This window comes from Falsirhodobacter deserti (assembly GCF_004015795.1).
GTDB lineage: Bacteria > Pseudomonadota > Alphaproteobacteria > Rhodobacterales > Rhodobacteraceae > Falsirhodobacter > Falsirhodobacter deserti.
In genome coordinates, this window is record NZ_ML137218.1 from 2,016,699 (window position 1) to 2,034,814 (window position 18,116).

The window sequence follows — 18,116 nt, forward strand, 5'->3', positions numbered from 1 at the left end:
GAGATAATCGGAAAGTCCAAGCGGACACGCCGGCGCGGGCCGGCAAACGGGAAAGACGGCAATGAAGATCAGCATCGAACGTGGCACACTCCTGAAAGCGGTCTCGCAGGCCCAGTCGGTTGTGGAACGCCGCAACACGATCCCGATCCTCGCCAACGTCCTGATCGAGGCGGAAGGCGCGGCCGTGTCCTTCCGCGCCACCGATCTTGATATCGAGGTGATCGATCGCGCGGCGGCGCAGGTCGATCGTGCGGGGGCCACCACGGTTTCGGCCACCATGCTGCACGAGATCGTGCGCAAGCTGCCCGATGGCGCGCTTGTCAGCCTGTCCGAGGATGCGGCGTCCGGCCGGCTGGTCGTGACGGCGGGCCGATCGAACTTCAGCCTCGCCACGCTTCCGAAAGAGGATTTTCCCGTGATGGCCTCGTCCGAATATGCGACGAGCTTCACGGCAAAGGCGCAGGTTCTGCGCCGCCTGTTCGACAAGGCGAAATTCGCCATCTCGACCGAGGAAACGCGCTATTACCTGAACGGCGTTTACATGCACATCGCCACGGGCGAGGATGGCCCGGCCCTGCGCTGCGTGGCAACCGATGGCCACCGCCTGGCCCGCATCGACGCCCCCCTGCCCGATGGTGCGCAGGGCATGGCCGGCATCATCGTGCCCCGCAAGACGGTTGGGGAACTTCGCAAGCTGCTGGATGATGACGATGCCGATATCGAGGTTTCGGTTTCCGAAACCAAGGTGCGCTTCGCCACGCCGAACATCACCATGACCTCCAAGGTGATCGACGGCACCTTCCCCGACTATACCCGCGTGATTCCGCAGGCCAACACGCGCCGGCTGGAAGTGGACGCGGCCGAATTCGCCAAGGCCGTGGACCGCGTGGCGACCGTATCCTCCGAACGTTCCCGCGCCGTGAAGCTGAGCATGGATGACGACCGGCTTGTCCTGTCGGTGAACGCGCCCGACAGCGGTGCCGCCGAGGAAGAACTGGCCGTGGCCTATAGCGACGAGAAGCTGGAGATCGGCTTCAACGCCAAGTACCTGCTGGAAATCGCCAGCCAGGTGGACCGCGAAAACGCGGTATTCCTGTTCAACTCCTCGGGCGATCCGACGCTGATGCGCGAAGGCAACGACGCTTCGGCCGTTTATGTCGTCATGCCGATGCGTGTCTGACACTGCCGGCACCAGCAGCCCTGCGATCACGTCGCTGAGGCTGTCGCATTTCCGCAGCCATCGCAGCGCCCGCCTGTCCTTCGACGGGCGGCCTGTTGCATTTTATGGCCCGAACGGCGCGGGCAAGACCAATGTGCTGGAGGCGGTCTCGCTTCTTTCCCCGGGCCGCGGGTTGCGGCGGGCGGGGATGGACGATCTGTCCCGCCGCCCCGAGATGCTGGGCTGGAAGGTCGTGGCCGAAAGCGCCGGCCACGAGATCGAGACCTGGGCCGAAGCGGGCGAGACGCGGCAGGTGCGCATCGACGGCAAGGCCGCCCCGCAAATCGCGCTAAGCCGTGTGCTGCGGCAGGTCTGGCTTGTTCCGTCGATGGACCGGCTGTGGATCGAAGCGGCCGAAGGGCGCAGGCGCTTTCTGGATCGCATGACGATGAGCATCCTTCCCGATCACGCCGAGGCGGTGCTGACCTATGAAAAGGCCATGCGCGAACGCAACCGCCTGCTGCGCGACGAGGTGACGGACCCTGCATGGTATCACGCGCTGGAGGCGCAGATGACCGAGGCCGGGCAAACCGTTGCCGCCAATCGCGCGGCAGCCCGCGCGCAGATCGGCAGCGCACAATCGGATCTGTCCTTTCCGCGCGCCGATCTTGAGATTTCGGATGAAGGCATCTGGCCCGAAGCATGGGCCGACCGGCGCCGTGACATGGCGGCGGGGCGCACGCTTGCAGGGCCGCACCGCGCCGATCTGCTGGCCACCTATGCGGCCAAGGCCATGCCCGCGGCGCAATGTTCGACGGGTGAACAGAAGGCCTTGCTGATCAGCCTGATCCTTGCCAATGCCCGCGCGCTTTCGGGCCACGCACCCGTTGTCGTGCTGCTGGACGAGGTTGCCGCCCATCTCGATGCAGATCGCCGCGCTGCGCTTTACGAAGCGCTTCTTGCGCTGGATGTGCAGACCTTGATGACGGGCACGGGGGCAGAGCTGTTTGACAGTCTCGGCCCGCGTGCGCAGATGCTGGAAGTGCGCGAAACAGGCGGCGAATCTGCCGTGTTTCCCCGCTGAACCCGCGAAAAAACCGCCCCTTCGCGTGACATTGCCGCCTGCGGGATGTATAGATCGGAGACAAAAGAAAAGGTAGATGCGCATGGCCGAAGCAGCACGGCAGCCGAATGACTACGGTGCCAGTTCCATCAAGGTTCTCAGGGGCTTGGAAGCGGTGCGCAAACGCCCCGGCATGTATATCGGCGATACCGATGACGGATCGGGCCTGCACCACATGGTTTACGAGGTGGTGGATAACGGCATCGACGAAGCGCTGGCAGGCCATGCGACGGCGGTGACGGTGAAGATCCACGCCGACAGCAGCGTGTCCGTGCGCGACAACGGTCGCGGCATCCCCGTCGACATGCACGAGGAAGAAGGCGTTTCGGCGGCCGAAGTCATCATGACCCAGCTTCATGCCGGCGGCAAATTCAACAATACCGATGACAACGGCAACGCCTACAAGGTGTCGGGCGGTCTGCACGGCGTGGGCGTTTCGGTTGTGAACGCGCTGTCGGAATGGCTGGAGCTTCGCGTCTGGCGCGATGACAAGGAGTATTACGCCCGCTTCGAAAAGGGCGAATGCGTGGAGCATGTTCGCGTCGTGGCCGATGCGCCGGGCGAACGCGGAACCGAGGTGCGGTTCTTTGCCTCCTCGAAGGAAAACGACCCGGAAGGGACGTTCTCCAACCTTGAATTCAGCTTCAAGACGCTTGAAACCCGCCTGCGGGAACTGGCCTTCCTGAATTCGGGCGTGCGGATCATCATCGAGGATGAACGCCCGGCGGAACCGCTGCGGTCGGAGCTGTTCTATGAAGGCGGCGTGAAGGAATTCGTCCGCTATCTGGACCGGTCCAAGACATCGGTCATGGCGGAACCGATCTTCATGACGGGCGAAAAGAACGGCATCGGGATCGAGGTCGCGATGTGGTGGAACGACACCTATCACGAAACCGTCCTGCCCTTTACCAACAACATCCCGCAGCGCGATGGCGGCACGCATATGGCCGGCTTCCGCGGCGCACTGACGCGGACCATCTCCAAGTACGCGCAGGACAGCGGCATCGCCAAGCGCGAGAAGGTGGACTTCACCGGTGACGATGCACGCGAGGGGCTGACCTGCGTGCTTTCGGTGAAGGTGCCAGACCCGAAATTTTCCAGCCAGACGAAGGACAAGCTTGTCAGCTCCGAGGTTCGGCCCGCGGTCGAAAATCTCGTGAACGAAAAGCTGGCCGAGTGGTTCGAGGAAAACCCCGCTCAGGCCAAGACTATCGTCGGCAAGATCATCGAAGCCGCGCTGGCGCGGGAGGCTGCGCGCAAGGCGCGCGAGCTGACGCGGCGCAAGACAGCGCTTGATGTTGCCTCGCTGCCCGGCAAGCTGGCCGATTGCCAGGAACGCGATCCGTCGAAGTCCGAACTGTTCCTGGTGGAGGGCGACTCTGCCGGCGGATCGGCCAAGCAGGGCCGCAGCCGTTCCAACCAGGCCGTTCTGCCCTTGCGCGGAAAGATCCTGAACGTTGAACGGGCCCGTTTCGACCGGATGCTTGGCTCGGCCGAGATCGGCACGCTGGTGACGGCGCTTGGCACCGGTATCGGCCGCGACGAGTTCAACATCGCGAAGCTGCGCTACCACAAGATCGTCATCATGACGGATGCCGACGTGGACGGTGCGCATATCCGCACCCTGCTGCTGACGTTCTTCTTCCGCCAGATGCCCGAGATCATCGAGGGCGGATACCTCTATATCGCGCAGCCGCCCCTTTACAAAGTGGCGCGCGGCAAGTCCGAGGTTTACCTGAAGGATCAGGCCGCGCTGGATAATTACCTGATCCAGCAGGGCACCGAGGGTGCGACCCTGCGGCTTGCCAATGGTGAAACACTGGCCGGCCGCGATCTGGACCGCGTGATCGAAGGTGCGCGCCAGTTCCGCCGTGTGCTGGAAGCGTTTCCGACCCATTACCCGCGCCATATCGTCGAACAGGCGGCACTGGCCGGGGCGTTTGATCCGGGTGCGGCGCAGGGTGATCTGCAGGCCGTGGCCGATATCGTTGCAAAGCGGCTGGACGAGGTTGCGCGCGAATACGAACGCGGCTGGACGGGCCGGATCACGCAGGATCACGGCATCCGCCTGTCGCGCATCCTGCGCGGCGTGGAAGAGCTGCGGACGCTGGACGGCGCCGTCCTCCGCTCGGGCGAAGCGCGGCGGATCTCCTCGGTGTCGCAGCCCACGCGGAACGTTTATGAAGGCACGTCGCGCCTGATCCGGAAGGACCGCGAACAGCTGATCCACGGCCCGATGGACCTGTTGAAGGCCATTCTGACCGAAGGCGAAAAAGGTCTCAGCCTGCAACGCTACAAGGGCCTGGGCGAAATGAACCCCGACCAGCTTTGGGAAACCACGCTGGATCCGGATGCGCGGACCCTGCTGCAGGTGAAGGTCGATGACATGGCCGAAGCCGATGACATCTTCACCAAGCTGATGGGTGACGTGGTCGAACCGCGGCGCGAGTTCATCCAGCAGAACGCCCTGAACGTGGAAAACCTGGACATCTGACGTGCCGACACTCGCTGAGATTTACGACCAGCGGGTGGCCGCCGGGTCGCTGAAACCCGACGCGGCCCAACGCGCTGTCCTGCCGGAACTGGAACGGATCCGGCAGGCGCTTGAGGCTGCCCCCCCGCCCCCCGCCAAGCGCGGCTTCTTCGCGCGGTTTTCCCGGCAAGAAACGCCGCATATCCGCGGGCTGTATCTTTGGGGCGGCGTCGGGCGCGGAAAGTCCATGCTGATGGACCTGTTCACCGATGCGGTGGACATTCCCGAAAAACGGCGTGTCCACTTCCACGCCTTCATGCAGGAGGTGCATCACGCCATGCATCAGGCCCGCAAGCGCGGGGTGGATGACGCCATCGCGCCCGTGGCCGATGACATTGCCGGAAAGCTGCGCCTTCTGGCCTTCGACGAGATGCAGATCACCGACATCACCGATGCGATGATCGTGGGGCGCCTGTTCCAGAAGCTGTTCGAAGGCGGCGTGACGATCGTCACCACCTCCAACCGTGTGCCGGACGATCTTTACAAGAACGGGCTGAACCGGCAGCTGTTCCTACCCTTCATCGGCCTGTTGAAGCAGCGATTGGTGGTCAAGAGCCTTGAAAGCGACAATGATTACCGCCAGCACCGGCTGACGGGGCAGCAGGTTTACTTCACCGGTCCGGCCACCACCCAGATCGACGAGATCTGGAACGACCTTACCGGCGATGCCGCTGGGGAGCCGCTGGTTCTGAACGTCAACACGCGCGAAGTGACGGTGCCGCGTTTCGCCAATGGCGTGGGGCGTGCCAGCTTTGCCGACTTGTGCACCAAGCCGCTGGGGCCTGCGGACTTTCTGGCCCTGGCCGATGCGGTGCGGGTTCTGATCCTTGAGGATATCCCCCGTCTGTCGCGTGCCCGCAACAACGAGGCAAAGCGGCTGGTGACGCTGATTGATGCCCTTTACGAAGCAAAAGTACGCCTGATTACCAGCGCCGCCGAGGAGCCGGAAAAGCTTTACGAAGAAGGCGAAGGTGCCTTCGAATTCGAACGAACCGCATCCCGCCTGCGCGAGATGCAGGATGCAAGCTGGGGTCAGTCCTGATCCTTTGCCGCCGCGCGCATGCGTTCGGCATGTTCGCGGCGCAGGCTGCGGCGCAGGTCTGCCGCGCGGTGGCGCTGGCGCTCCACATCATTGGTCGGCACCAGTTCGGGAACCGACACGGGGCGCCCGTCATCATCCACCGCAACCATCGTGAAATAGCATGAATTGGTGTGGCGCCGCTCTCCGGTGCGGATGTTCTCGGCCTCCACCCTGATCCCGATCTCCATCGAGGTGCGGCCGGTATAATTGACGGCGGACAGGAAGGTCACAAGTTCGCCCACGTTGATGGGTTGCTTGAACACCACCTGATCGACCGACAGCGTGACCGCGTAATGCTTGGAATACCGCGATGCCAGCGAGAAGGCGACACGGTCGAGCAGCTTCAGCAGCTCGCCCCCATGCACCTTGCCGCTGAAATTCGCCATGTCGGGCGTCATCAACTCGGTCATGTGAAGATGGTTGGTGGGCGTGGCTGGCATGATGGTTCCGCTTCGACGTGCTTGGTAAGGATGGGGATCAGGCTGCGAACTCGTCACGGGCATACCCCTGAAGATACAGCAGTGCCGTCAGATCGCCGTGGTTCACGCGCAGGCTGCATTGGGCGGCAACGGCGGGCTTGGCATGCAGGGCCACGCCCATGCCCGCACGGCCAAGCATCCCCAGATCGTTTGCCCCGTCGCCCACGGCGATGGCGTCCGCCTCGCCGATGCCCATCTGCGCCGTCACCTCCTCCAACGCGGTGATCTTCGCCGCCCGCCCCAGAATGGGTTCGGCCACCTGCCCCGTCAGCTTTCCATCTTCGGCCAGCAGCGTGTTGGCGCGGTTTTCGTCAAAACCAAGCGAAGCGGCCACCCGCTGCGTGAAGTCTGTGAAGCCGCCTGACACCAGAACCGCCCGCGCACCCTGCGCCTTCATCGTGGCGATAAGGGTCGTGCCGCCGGGCATGAAGGTGATCCGTTCCGCCACGACCTTGTCGATGATGGAGGCGGGCAGATCCTTCAGCAGCCCCACCCGTTCGCGCAGCGCGGCTTCGAAATCCAGTTCGCCGTTCATGGCGCGGGCGGTGATGGCCGCGACATGCGGGCCCACCCCTGCCTCGGCGGCCAGCTCGTCAATGCATTCCTGCTGGATCATGGTTGAATCCATATCGGCCAGCAGCAGGCGCTTGCGCCGGTTTTCTGCCGGCGTCACCGCCAGATCGATCCCCAGCGCCTGCATCTTTTCCCAAACATGCCAAAGATCGTCCGGAACCTTCGCCAGCTCGAACTCTGCCGCGATGCCGCGATCAAGCCAGCGGATCGCTCCGCCATTCCACGCCCCGCGCAGTGCTTCCGCAGTCGCCTCCTCCAGAACCGGGGTTTGCGGGTTGGTCAGAAGCGAGACGATCTGCATGACGGGTCCTTGCATGGGCGTGACGTGCAAAGGCTTAGGCGAAAGCCGGCTTTCCTGCCAGCCCTTGCGATTCTTCTTGCTTCGAACCCGGGCGCCCCATAGTATTCGCGGCGGGACACCCTTCCCCAACGAAGGGCGTATATCTGTAAGGATAACATCAATGGCTTTCGAAGCTCCGGCCACGCGTCCGGCCAATCCGCGCTTTTCTTCTGGCCCCTGCGCCAAGATCCCCGGTTTCACCCTTGATATGCTGTCCGACGCGCCCTTGGGCCGTTCGCACCGCGCTGCTGTCGGCAAGGCCAAACTGGCCGAGGCGATCGACCTAACGCGTGAGGTTCTGGGCGTCCCGGCAGGTTACCGCATCGGCATCGTTCCTGCATCCGACACCGGCGCCGTGGAAATGGCTCTCTGGTCGCTGCTGGGCCAGCGTCCCGTGGAAATGTTGGCTTGGGAATCCTTTGGCGAAGGCTGGGTGACGGATGTCGTCAAGCAGCTGAAGATCCATGCCGAGGTGAAGAAGGCCCCCTACGGCCAGATTGTGGATCTGCGCACGGTCAACTTCGACAATGACGTTGTTTTCACATGGAACGGCACCACTTCGGGCGTGCGCGTTCCCCATGGCGATGCGATTCCCGCGAACCGCCAAGGCCTGACGATCTGCGATGCGACCTCGGCCGCCTTCGCGATGGATCTTCCGTGGGACAAGCTGGATGTCGTCACCTTCTCTTGGCAGAAGGTTCTGGGCGGCGAAGGCGGGCACGGCGTCCTGATCCTCTCCCCCCGCGCGGTGGAGCGGCTGGAGCATTACACTCCCGCATGGCCGCTGCCGAAAATCTTCCGCATGACCAAGGGCGGCAAGCTGATCGAAGGCATCTTCAAGGGTGAAACGATCAACACGCCGTCGATGCTCTGCGTCGAGGATTACCTTGTTTCGCTGAAATGAGCACAGGCCCTTGGCGGCCTGCCGGCGCTGATCGCGCGGTCGGAAGCGAATGCAAAGGCCGTGGCGGATTTCATCGCCGACAAGCCGTGGATCGAAAACCTTGCGGTCGATCCGGCAACCGCGTCCTGCACCTCGGTCTGTCTGAAGTTCACGGATGACCGGATCGCGGATGCCGCCGCCTTCGCCAAGGCCGTTGCCAAGCGGCTGGAAAAGGAAGGCGTGGCGCTTGACGTGGGTGCTTATCGCGATGCCCCTGCCGGCCTGCGCATCTGGTGCGGCGCCACGATCGAAACCTCGGACGTCGAGGCGCTGATGCCGTGGATCGAATACGCCTTCAACGCAGAGATCGAGGCGCAGTAAGCGCCTCTCTTTTCTCCCCCCTGTATCTTACATAAGGAGCCTGCCATGGCCCCCCGCGTTCTCGTGTCCGATGCCCTTTCGGAAACCGCCGTCCAGATCTTCCGCGATCGTGGCATCGACGTCGATTACATGCCGAAGCTTGGCAAGGACAAGGAAGAGCTGGCCCGCATCATCGGCCAGTATGACGGCCTTGCCATCCGTTCGGCCACCAAGGTCACGGAGAAGCTGCTGCAATCGGCCACGAACCTGAAGGTCGTGGGCCGCGCCGGTATCGGCGTCGACAACGTGGACATTCCTGCCGCGTCCAAGAAGGGCGTGATCGTGATGAACACGCCGTTCGGCAACTCCATCACCACGGCCGAACATGCCATCGCGATGATGTTCGCGGTTGCGCGCCAACTGCCCGAGGCGTCGGCCTCCACCCATGCCGGCAAGTGGGAAAAATCCCGCTTCATGGGGGTGGAGCTGTTCAACAAGACGCTGGGCGTGATCGGTGCCGGCAACATCGGCGGCATCGTCTGCGACCGTGCGCTTGGACTGCACATGAAGGTCGTGGCCTATGACCCCTTCCTGTCCGAGGACCGCGCGACCCAGATGGGCGTGCAGAAGGTTGAACTGGACGAGCTGCTGGCCCGCGCCGATTTCATCACCCTGCACGTGCCGCTGACCGACAAGACTAAGGGCATCCTGAACGCCGAAACGCTGGCCAAGGCAAAGCCCGGCGTGCGCATCATCAACTGCGCCCGCGGCGGCCTGGTGGACGAGGCGGCGCTGGCCGAGGCGCTGAAATCCGGCCATGTGGCCGGTGCCGCCTTCGACGTGTTCGAGGTGGAGCCCGCGACCGACAGCCCGCTGTTCAACCTGCCCAATGTGGTCGTCACGCCGCACCTTGGCGCCTCCACCACCGAGGCGCAGGAAAACGTGGCCCTGCAAGTGGCCGAACAGATGTCGGACTACCTGCTGACAGGCGCGGTGCAGAATGCGCTGAACATGCCGTCGGTCACCGCCGAGGAAGCCGCCGTCATGGGCCCGTGGGTGAAGCTGGCCGGTCATATCGGCACTTTCATCGGCCAGATGACGGACCAGCCGATCAAGGCGATCAACGTGCTGTACGACGGCTCTGTCTCGCAGATGAACCTTGCTGCGCTGAACGCCGCTGCCATTGCGGGCATCATGAAGGTCGCCAATCCCGACGCCAACATGGTCTCGGCCCCGGTGGTCGCAAAGGAACGCGGCATCCAGATTTCCACCACCCGTCAGGAAAAGTCGGGCACCTTCGACGGTTATATCAAGGTGACGGTGGTGACCGAGGATCGTGAACGGTCGATCGCCGGCACCGTCTTCTCGGATGGCAAACCGCGCTTCATCCAGATCAAGGGCATCAACGTCGATGCCGAAATCGGCGCCAACATGCTTTACACCACGAACGAGGATGTGCCCGGCATCATCGGTGTTCTGGGTGGCACGCTGGGCCAGCATGGCGTGAACATCGCCAACTTCACGCTGGGCCGTGCAGATGCGGGCGGGCAGGCCATCGCCATCATCTATGTCGACGAGCCGCTGAAGGCCGAGGTGATCGACGCCCTGAAGGGCACCGGAAAGTTCCAGCAGGTCCGTCCGCTGGCCTTCGACGTGGCTTGACCTTCGCGCGTCATGCGCTCCTATCGGGACCGGAGCCTTGCTCCGGTCCTTTGCGTTGGAGACGACATGCACACCTATGCCATCGGCGACATTCACGGCCAGTTTGATCTTTTGCGCGCGGCGCATGAACGGATCGCCCGCGACCAGGCGGAACACGGGGCCGCGCCAGTGGTGCATGTGGGCGATCTGGTGGATCGCGGGCCCGACAGTGCGGGCGTGATCGAATACCTGCGCAGCGGCATTGCCGGCGGCAAGGACTGGATCGTGCTGAAGGGCAATCACGACCGGATGTTCAGCGGCTTTCTTGACGATCCGAAGTGGCACGACCCGGGCCTGCGCGGCGAGTTGAGCTATCTGCATCCCAAGATCGGCGGTGGGCCGACGCTGGCCAGCTATGGCGTGGCCAATGCTGCCGACCGGCCCTACACCGCCGTTCACGCCGAAGCGGTCGCCGCCGTTCCGCAGGCGCATCGCGACTTTCTTGCCTCGCGCCCTGCCAGCTTCCAGCGGGGGCAATGCTTCTTCTGCCACGCGGGCGTTCGCCCTTCGAACCCGCTGAGCGCGCAGAACGAACAGGACCTGTGCTGGATCCGTAAGGGCTTTCTTGACGTGAAGGAAAGCTTCGGCCCGCTGATCGTTCACGGTCACACCGCCATCGACCATGCCACCCATTACGGCAACCGCGTGAACCTTGACAGCAGCGCGGCCTATGGCGGCCCCCTGTCAGCCGTGGTGATAGAAGGGCGGGAGGTGTTCCTTCTGACAGACGAAGGCCGCAAGCCAATTCCTGCCGAAGCCCCGGGGACGACTTGACGGGAACCCCGGCTGGGGCGAGTGTCCGGCCATGCGGAACCTTATCATCCATATCCTGTTCATCGCAGCCGTTGTCGCGATCGGCATGTTCATCGGCATGCACTGGCAACCGGGCGAGTGGTATGCAGGCCTGCAAAAGCCGTTCTTCACCCCGCCGGATGCATGGTTCCCCATCGTCTGGTCAGCGCTTTACGCCATCATCGGCCTGGTCGGTGCCCGCGTATTCCTTGGCGGCGGCCCGGGGCTTTTGTGGCTGCTTCAAATGGCCCTGAATTTCGCGTGGACGCCGGTTTTCTTCGGCAACCACAACATGCTGGCCGGGTTCGGCATCATCACAGCCCTTTGGCTGACGATTCTTGCCTTCATCATCAAGGCGTGGGAACGCGACAAGATCTCCTCGATCCTGTTCGTTCCCTACGCCCTGTGGGTGACGGTCGCGGCCGCGCTGAACGGCTCGCTCATTCTTCTGAACTAGGAAAGCCATATCGGGCAACCATGGCGGCAATCGCCTGATCGTTGCCCGAGACGAGGTTTGCCGATCGCAGGCTTATGGTTTGCGATCCCGGCCATTCCAGAACGCGCAGCTTGCCCTCCAGCTTCTGCGCCTTCTGCCCCGCCATCCTGTGCATCCAATAAAGCCAGACATCATCCGCACTTGGCGCAAGCTGTCTGAAAAGATCCTCGCGCAGCACATCGGGATGAAAGACATCCGGCATGTACAGCACGCCAAGCACGCCCGTGGGGAAAATCAGCGGCGAGCGGTCGGCCCGCGAAAGCCCCCGCTCCCATTCCTCGTAGGGTGCAGGCACCCCGTCCTTCAGCACGACGCGATGTGCGCGCAATGCCCGCACCGGCGCATCACCGGCCAGAAGCCGTTCCAACCAATCGGCCGGATAATAGACATCGTCATCGACGGTGATGATCGCCGCTTCGGGGAAGGCCGCAAGGCTGGGGATGATCTTCGTGTAGGACCGCAAATTTGCCGTCTCGCGCACCTCGACATCCAGCGCGCGCACCTCGGCGGGCAGCAATGCAGCATCGCCATGCGCCAGCCAAAGGATCGTCCGGTCAGCGCTCACGGTCTGCCGCGTCAGACCTTTCAGCGTCCGCGCCAGCGTTCCGAACCGCGCGGGATAGGAGGTGAGCGATACCACCAGTGGCACATCCAGCCCGTGCGGGCGGGGGGAAAGGTCGCGCGCCTCGATCTCGGCCACGGCGCGGCGGGTACGCCACTCGGCCTTCAGCCTGCGGATCATCCCTGCCATGCGCAGCGCAGCCAGTCCACATTGCCAATGCGGCGATACCACTTGTTTCCGCCCCCCTCCAGAACCTCGGTCATCTTGGGATTGCCGGCAAAGACCACGATCTTCGCACCCGGCGGACAGGCCGGATCGCGCGAGAAGCTGGCAAGGCCACGCGGCACGCAATCGTTCTTGAAGCTGACGCACCAACCCTTTGGCCAGTATGCCAGATGCCCGTGCTTTGCCAGCTGCGCCGTCTGGAACTGCTGGCTGATCTCGAAACTCCGCGTGGCTGCTTCGGGATCGGCCACAAAAGCATCAAGGATGTAGGCGTGCTGCCCCATCTCGAACCGGAAGACCGAGCTGTTGCCAACCGAGTGCAGGAACCTGTCCCGCGCAGGGTTCAGCTTGCGCAGCGGCTTGGGGCGGAACAGGTCATCGTCACGAACGATCAGGAAGCTGCCGGGATGATCGAAAAACGGCCCCAGATCATCCACGATCACCAGATCGAGATCGAGAAACAGCGCCGTCCCCTCGATCCCCAGATCGCGGCGGAATACCGACAGCTTGCGCCAGCGGCGATCATTATGACCGGCAGGCAGCCCGAGTTCGGGAATCGGCCGCACGTCTATCCCGTCATCCAGCCCTGCCCCGTCATCCGTGAAGCAGATGAAACGGTGCGGCCGGTCCAGATGCCTGCGGACCCCCGCGGCAAGATTGTTCACGTATTCGGGGCCGTAAAGGCTGCCCCATTTCATGCACAGGATGTTCAGCATGACGCCCCTTTCATCTGCCCCACCCACGCCTTCGAAGGGTGGTGCAGGCTTGTATCCTACCCGGCGCTTGACGCCTTGTGCAGGGGATTGCCCCACGTTTTTACAAAACGCCCATCAAACCACGGTGTCTCGGCCGTGCGCGGGATTGCGGTCCTGCTTTCATCCGCAAACCGGCCCGAGCGCAGCCCTTGATTCAGAAACTCATACAGGAAGTCGGAGCGGCGCTGCCAGTCCGCGATTGTCCGACCCTCTCTGGCAACCTTGATCCCGCGCGTGCCCAGCCAACGATAGAACGCGTATTTGATCCGCCGCTCGAACTTCACGTAGTTGGGCCGGCGATAGGTCTGCGGATCGAACCCCGCATTCGAAAGCACCCGGTCATAGGCTTCGGTGTAAAGCGGATCGGTAGGCGAGAACCAGTTGTCCTCCTGCCCCCACCACGGTTTCTGGCGCCGGCAGAAATGCACGAAAACCGGATCGATCGCCTTGGTATAGCCAGCCTCAAGGATGGTGGCCTGATAGTTGAATCTTGGGCCCAGTTCCGTCCACACTCCGTCGAACACACTGTTGAGGAAGTCCTGATCGTAGCGCACGGCAGCAGGATGGCGGGCGAAGTAATCCGGAAGAAGCCGCGCAAAGTTGTGTGCTGCGAAAACAGCAGGATCGATCAGCAACATTCCCGAATTGGCGTAACGTTCGGATTTGACCCCGATGCTGTCCAGCCAGGCCCGCCGCGGCATGCCCTTGAGATCGTGAGGCGCCCGATCAAGCGTGGCGTAATCCGACACCATGGCCAGCCCGGAAGGCAGCGCAAGCCCCCAAACCTTCGGGTCGGCTTTCATGCACAGGACGTCGGCATCAAGATAAATCAGGCGCGTGTAGCCCGACAGAAACTGCGGTGCGAGAAGCCGGAGGTAAACAATGTTCGGCCATTTCGCATCACCCGGAAGGCCCGCTGGCAACATCGGCATCAGGCGGTCCATGTGATACGTGATGCGCGGGTCGATGACCTTGCGGATGGTTACATCGGCCCGACGCTCGACAAAGAGATGAACGTCGCAGTCCCACATCTGCGCCAGGTGCAGGGCATGTGCGCCTGCAATGCCGCTCAGTCCCTCATCCACCACCATGTAAAAGGCGTTCTTCAACGTATCCCTCCCCAGACAAACGGCCCCGCACTTGGCGGGGCCGTCTGAAAACACATCGTGCAGGGCCTCAGGCTTCTGCGTCGTCTTTCTTTTCGGGCGCGATTTCCTCGCCCGTTTCCTGATCGACCATTTTCATGCCAAGGCGAACCTTGCCGCGGTCGTCGAAGCCAAGGAGTTTCACCTTCACTTCCTGACCTTCCTTCAGCACTTCGTTCGGGTGCTGCAGGCGCTTGTTGGCGATCTGCGACACGTGAACCAGACCGTCACGCTTGCCGAAGAAGTTCACGAAGGCGCCGAAATCGACCAGCTTCACAACCTTGCCGACATAGACCTTGCCTTCTTCCGGCTCGGCCACGATGGACCAGATCATGTCATAGGCGCGCTTGATCGCATCGGCATCCGAGGATGCGATCTTGATCATGCCGTCATCGTTGATGTCGACCTTCGCACCCGAGGTTTCCACGATCTCGCGGATGACCTTGCCGCCCGAACCGATCACTTCGCGGATCTTGTCGGTCGGGATGCTCAGCGTTTCGATCTTGGGCGCATAAGCCGAGAATGCGTTGGCCGAGGTCAGGGCCTTGCCCATTTCGGCCAGGATGTGCATCCGGCCGTCCTTGGCCTGTGCCAGTGCCTGCTCCATGATCTCGGGCGTGATGCCGGCCACCTTGATGTCCATCTGGAGCGAGGTGATGCCGTTTTCGGTGCCCGCAACCTTGAAGTCCATGTCGCCAAGGTGATCCTCGTCGCCAAGGATGTCGGTCAGCACGGCCCACTTGTCGCCTTCAAGGATCAGGCCCATGGCCACACCTGCGACCGGCGCCTTCAGCGGAACGCCCGCATCCATCATCGACAGCGAACCGCCGCAAACGGAGGCCATGGAGGAGGAGCCGTTCGATTCCGTGATCTCGGACACGACGCGGATCGTGTAGGGGAAATCGGTCGGTGCCGGCAGAACCGCCTGCAGGGCGCGCCATGCCAGCTTGCCGTGGCCGACTTCGCGGCGACCGGGGCTGCCCACGCGGCCGACTTCACCCACCGAATAGGGAGGGAAGTTATAGTGCAGCAGGAAGTTGGAGCGCGAGTTGCCGTGCAGCGCGTCGATGATCTGCTCATCCTCGCCCGTGCCCAGCGTGGTCACGACCAGCGCCTGCGTTTCTCCGCGGGTGAACAGCGACGAGCCGTGCGTGCGCGGCAGAATCCCCGTTTCCGAGGTGATGGCGCGAACGGTCTTGGTGTCGCGGCCGTCGATCCGGGCACCGCCCGAGATGATGTCGCCACGCAGGACTTCCGATTCCAGCTTCTTCAGCGCGGAACCAAGGTTCACGTCGGCAAGCTCTTCCTCGGTCAGGCTTGCCTTCACGGCCGCCTTGGCAGCTTCGACGGCGTCATGACGCTCGCCCTTGTCGCGCACGGCATAGGCGGCACGCATCTGCTTCTCACCGGCCTTCTTCACCTTCGCGTAAAGCGCCGAATAGTCGGGGGGCGTGAAGTCGAAGGGATCTTTCGCGGCTTCTTCGGCCAGATCGATGATCAGGTCGATCACCGGCTGCATGGCGTCATGGCCGAACTTTACGGCGCCCAGCATCTCGGCCTCGGTCAGCTCATAGGCTTCCGATTCCACCATCATCACGGCGTTCTTGGTGCCGGCGACAACAAGGTCCAGACGCTGGTCGGGGTTGCCACGCAGGTTCTGCATGTCATCGACCGACGGGTTCAGCACGTATTCGCCATCAACGAAACCGACGCGGGCGGCGCCGATCGGACCCATGAACGGCACGCCCGACAGGGTCAGCGCAGCCGAAGCTGCGATCATCGCAACGATGTCGGGCTCGTTTTCCAGATCATGCGACAGGACCGTGCACATGACGAGGACTTCGTTCTTGAAGCCCGGCACGAACAGCGGACGGCACGGACGGTCGATCAGGCGCGAGGTGAGCGTTTCCTTTTCGGACGGACGCGCCTCACGCTTGAAGAAACCACCGGGGATCTTGCCGGCGGCATAGTATTTTTCCTGGTAGTGCACGGTCAGCGGGAAGAAATCCTGCCCCGGCTTTTGTTCCTTGGCGAAGGTCACGTTGGCCATGACCGAGGTTTCGCCCAGAGTGGCGATCACGGTGCCGTCGGCCTGGCGGGCCACCTTGCCGGTCTCGAGCGTCAGCGTCTCGCCGCCCCACTCGATCGACTTTTTGGTAACGTTGAACATGTGTTTTCCTGTTCTGGCCGGGGGTCCCTCCCCCGACTTGGCGTCCGGACGGCGTTCGTCCGGGGTCCTTATGCGTTCTGCCGTGCGGCCGGACCCTGCCGCGCGATGCGAAAACGGCGACGCGCCCCGCAAGGGGGCGCGTCGGAAAGCTTAGCGGCGCAGGCCCAGGCGTCCGATCAGGGACGTGTAGCGGCCTTCGTCCTTGGCCTTGAGATAATCGAGCAGCTTGCGGCGTTGTGCCACCATCATCAGAAGGCCACGACGGGAGTGGTTGTCCTTCTTGTGCGACTTGAAGTGCTCGGTCAGCGTGGCGATACGCGACGACAGGATCGCGACCTGAACTTCGGGCGAACCGGTGTCGCCTTCTTTCGTCGCGTATTCCTTGATGAGGCGGTTCTTTTCCTCGACGGTGATCGACATCGGATGTCTCCTTGTTCTGAATGATGACGGCACAAGCCAGGATGTCGTCCAGCAGGGCCCTTCCGCGCGGCATGCGTGCGGATACGTGCGTATAAGCCAAAATCGCCCGCAGGGAAAGCCTGATTGCGGCGCGGGTACATTAACCAACCTCTAAGAACATTCCGAAAACACGCTTCGCAGACGGCTGGTACGGCCCTACAACAACCGCAGTTCGGCGCATCTCGCAGGCGCTTTATGGTTAACGGGTTGGGTGATGATCGGACTTCTCGGGATCGTTGGTGTGATGATGGCCGGTGCGGCGGCGGATGCGGTGATGACCCGCGTTCGCCCCGAACATATTGAGGAGGAGGAACCCGAGGAGGCTGCCGACAAGGAAGAGGTGGAGGAGGAAGGTGCCCCGCGCGAGGATTTCCTCGACATGCTGCCGGGCCGGGATGACGGGATGCCCCGCTCCGACGATCTTCCCGACCCGGTGGACGCACCCGTTTCGGAAACCGGCGGCGAGGGCGGGGACGTGCTTGCCGGCGCCGGCGCGGCGGACACCCTTTCCGGCGGCGGCGGGAATGACGCGCTGACGGGCGGCGGCGGCGATGACCTGCTGTCCGGCAACGCAGGCGATGACGATCTTCGCGGAGAGGATGGCAGCGACATCCTGCACGGACATGAGGGCGATGACACGCTGCGCGGCGGCAGCGGCGATGACCTGCTGGACGGCGGCACCGGTGCCGACAGCCTTGCAGGGCAAGGGGGCGACGACACGTTGATTGGCGGTGCGGGCGCGGATTCGCTGATCGGGGGAACCGGCGATGACCTGCTGGACGGCGGCCATGGCGATGACTGGCTTGCGGGCGGCGCGGATGATGACACGCTTTGCGGCGGCAGCGGTGCCGACACGCTGGACGGCGATGACGGAAACGACTGGCTGATCGGCGGCGATGATGACGAGGTCGATTTCCTCAATGGTGGCGCGGGCGATGACCGCCTGTTCCTTTCGGGCGACGATTACGGCACGGGCGGCGACGGCAGCGATACCTTCGTCATGGGCGAAGGACTGGCAGGCAATCCTGCGATTCTGGTTGATTTCGACCCCCTGACCGACCGGATCGAGGTGACCTTCGACCCCGCCCGCGGCGTTCCGCTGATCGAGGTGGAGGAAACGGATGCCGGGCAATGCGTCCTTGTGAACAAGGAACCGCTTGCGCTCTTGCATGGGGTGCGGGATCTGGACGCGTCGGCGGTCCATCTGGTCCCCGCGAACAGCTAGAATTGCAATTTGCGCGGACGGAGGCTATCTCGGTTTCGTCAGACGCGACCGAAAA

At 63.1% G+C, this 18,116-nt stretch carries 15 protein-coding genes and 1 pseudogene; 9 read left to right on the plus strand and 7 right to left on the minus strand.

The genetic code is table 11. The features are described from left to right. The first annotated feature begins 61 nt into the window (after positions 1 to 61). The 4 genes from dnaN to zapE all read left to right on the plus strand — a co-directional run bounded on the left by dnaN (position 62) and on the right by zapE (position 5,857). The gene (gene dnaN / locus JX25_RS10255; protein WP_128254892.1) at positions 62 to 1,180 is read left to right on the plus strand and encodes a DNA polymerase III subunit beta; all 1,119 of its coding nucleotides are present in this window, start codon (positions 62 to 64) and stop codon (positions 1,178 to 1,180) included. Then, positions 1,173 to 2,243, plus strand: coding sequence for a DNA replication/repair protein RecF (gene recF / locus JX25_RS10260; RefSeq protein WP_241557902.1), 1,071 nt, complete (start codon positions 1,173 to 1,175; stop codon positions 2,241 to 2,243). Before dnaN ends, recF begins: the two co-directional genes overlap by 8 nt. A gap of 82 nt (positions 2,244 to 2,325) precedes the next feature. Continuing rightward, complete coding sequence (gene gyrB / locus JX25_RS10265) at positions 2,326 to 4,776, plus strand: DNA topoisomerase (ATP-hydrolyzing) subunit B (protein ID WP_128254894.1); 2,451 nt, start codon at positions 2,326 to 2,328, stop codon at positions 4,774 to 4,776. A gap of 1 nt (position 4,777) precedes the next feature. Then, a complete protein-coding gene (gene zapE, locus JX25_RS10270; protein ID WP_128254895.1) occupies positions 4,778 to 5,857 on the plus strand; it encodes a cell division protein ZapE in 1,080 nt (359 codons plus the stop codon). Here the strand turns inward: zapE and JX25_RS10275 are convergent. Beyond that, complete coding sequence (locus tag JX25_RS10275; RefSeq protein WP_128254896.1) at positions 5,848 to 6,336, minus strand: acyl-CoA thioesterase; 489 nt, start codon at positions 6,334 to 6,336, stop codon at positions 5,848 to 5,850. The genes zapE and JX25_RS10275 overlap by 10 nt on opposite strands. A gap of 37 nt (positions 6,337 to 6,373) precedes the next feature. Continuing rightward, a complete protein-coding gene (gene serB, locus JX25_RS10280; RefSeq protein ID WP_128254897.1) occupies positions 6,374 to 7,249 on the minus strand; it encodes a phosphoserine phosphatase SerB in 876 nt (291 codons plus the stop codon). A gap of 160 nt (positions 7,250 to 7,409) precedes the next feature. Here serB and JX25_RS10285 point away from each other — a divergent pair. From JX25_RS10285 to JX25_RS10300, 4 genes and pseudogenes are all read left to right on the plus strand, one after another. Further along, a pseudogene (locus tag JX25_RS10285) lies at positions 7,410 to 8,552 on the plus strand (phosphoserine transaminase). Positions 8,553 to 8,597: 45 nt separating this feature from the next. Then, positions 8,598 to 10,193: a phosphoglycerate dehydrogenase gene (serA, locus tag JX25_RS10290; protein WP_128254898.1), complete on the plus strand. Its 1,596-nt coding sequence runs from the start codon at positions 8,598 to 8,600 to the stop codon at positions 10,191 to 10,193. A gap of 66 nt (positions 10,194 to 10,259) precedes the next feature. Next, positions 10,260 to 11,006, plus strand: coding sequence for a metallophosphoesterase (locus JX25_RS10295; protein WP_128254899.1), 747 nt, complete (start codon positions 10,260 to 10,262; stop codon positions 11,004 to 11,006). Positions 11,007 to 11,037: 31 nt separating this feature from the next. Further along, complete coding sequence (locus JX25_RS10300; protein WP_128254900.1) at positions 11,038 to 11,481, plus strand: TspO/MBR family protein; 444 nt, start codon at positions 11,038 to 11,040, stop codon at positions 11,479 to 11,481. Here the strand turns inward: JX25_RS10300 and JX25_RS10305 are convergent. From JX25_RS10305 to rpsO, 5 genes are all read right to left on the minus strand, one after another. Then, positions 11,465 to 12,262 carry a glycosyltransferase family 2 protein gene (locus tag JX25_RS10305; RefSeq protein ID WP_241557903.1) on the minus strand — a complete coding sequence of 266 codons (798 nt, stop codon included), beginning with the start codon at positions 12,260 to 12,262 and terminating at the stop codon, positions 11,465 to 11,467. The two genes, JX25_RS10300 and JX25_RS10305, sit on opposite strands and share 17 nt — an antisense overlap. Then, on the minus strand, positions 12,259 to 13,023 hold the full coding sequence (locus JX25_RS10310) for a hypothetical protein (protein ID WP_128254902.1): 765 nt from the start codon (positions 13,021 to 13,023) through the stop codon (positions 12,259 to 12,261). Before JX25_RS10310 ends, JX25_RS10305 begins: the two co-directional genes overlap by 4 nt. Before the next feature lie 56 nt (positions 13,024 to 13,079). Then, a complete protein-coding gene (locus tag JX25_RS10315; protein WP_164876110.1) occupies positions 13,080 to 14,006 on the minus strand; it encodes a glycosyltransferase family 8 protein in 927 nt (308 codons plus the stop codon). Between the two features lie 232 nt (positions 14,007 to 14,238). Next, positions 14,239 to 16,377, minus strand: a complete 2,139-nt coding sequence (pnp, locus tag JX25_RS10320) for a polyribonucleotide nucleotidyltransferase (protein WP_128254904.1) — start codon at positions 16,375 to 16,377, stop codon at positions 14,239 to 14,241. Between the two features lie 150 nt (positions 16,378 to 16,527). After that, on the minus strand, positions 16,528 to 16,797 hold the full coding sequence (rpsO, locus tag JX25_RS10325) for a 30S ribosomal protein S15 (protein WP_128254905.1): 270 nt from the start codon (positions 16,795 to 16,797) through the stop codon (positions 16,528 to 16,530). 253 nt (positions 16,798 to 17,050) lie between these two features. Here rpsO and JX25_RS15265 point away from each other — a divergent pair, with 253 nt between their 5' ends. Next, on the plus strand, positions 17,051 to 18,061 hold the full coding sequence (locus JX25_RS15265; RefSeq protein ID WP_128254906.1) for a calcium-binding protein: 1,011 nt from the start codon (positions 17,051 to 17,053) through the stop codon (positions 18,059 to 18,061). Positions 18,062 to 18,116: the final 55 nt, after the last annotated feature.

What these genes read in the sequence shown, in the direction of transcription:
- JX25_RS10310 (WP_128254902.1), bottom strand. Translation starts at nt 13,023, where the DNA reads ATGCTGAACATCCTGTGCATGAAATGGGGCAGCCTTTACGGCCCCGAA.
- dnaN (WP_128254892.1), top strand. Translation starts at nt 62, where the DNA reads ATGAAGATCAGCATCGAACGTGGCACACTCCTGAAAGCGGTCTCGCAG.
- JX25_RS10295 (WP_128254899.1), top strand. Translation starts at nt 10,260, where the DNA reads ATGCACACCTATGCCATCGGCGACATTCACGGCCAGTTTGATCTTTTG.
- JX25_RS10315 (WP_164876110.1), bottom strand. Translation starts at nt 14,006, where the DNA reads ATGGACCGCCTGATGCCGATGTTGCCAGCGGGCCTTCCGGGTGATGCG.
- JX25_RS10305 (WP_241557903.1), bottom strand. Translation starts at nt 12,262, where the DNA reads ATGATCCGCAGGCTGAAGGCCGAGTGGCGTACCCGCCGCGCCGTGGCC.
- JX25_RS10300 (WP_128254900.1), top strand. Translation starts at nt 11,038, where the DNA reads ATGCGGAACCTTATCATCCATATCCTGTTCATCGCAGCCGTTGTCGCG.
- JX25_RS15265 (WP_128254906.1), top strand. Translation starts at nt 17,051, where the DNA reads ATGATCGGACTTCTCGGGATCGTTGGTGTGATGATGGCCGGTGCGGCG.
- serA (WP_128254898.1), top strand. Translation starts at nt 8,598, where the DNA reads ATGGCCCCCCGCGTTCTCGTGTCCGATGCCCTTTCGGAAACCGCCGTC.
- serB (WP_128254897.1), bottom strand. Translation starts at nt 7,249, where the DNA reads ATGCAGATCGTCTCGCTTCTGACCAACCCGCAAACCCCGGTTCTGGAG.
- gyrB (WP_128254894.1), top strand. Translation starts at nt 2,326, where the DNA reads ATGGCCGAAGCAGCACGGCAGCCGAATGACTACGGTGCCAGTTCCATC.
- rpsO (WP_128254905.1), bottom strand. Translation starts at nt 16,797, where the DNA reads ATGTCGATCACCGTCGAGGAAAAGAACCGCCTCATCAAGGAATACGCG.
- JX25_RS10275 (WP_128254896.1), bottom strand. Translation starts at nt 6,336, where the DNA reads ATGCCAGCCACGCCCACCAACCATCTTCACATGACCGAGTTGATGACG.
- pnp (WP_128254904.1), bottom strand. Translation starts at nt 16,377, where the DNA reads ATGTTCAACGTTACCAAAAAGTCGATCGAGTGGGGCGGCGAGACGCTG.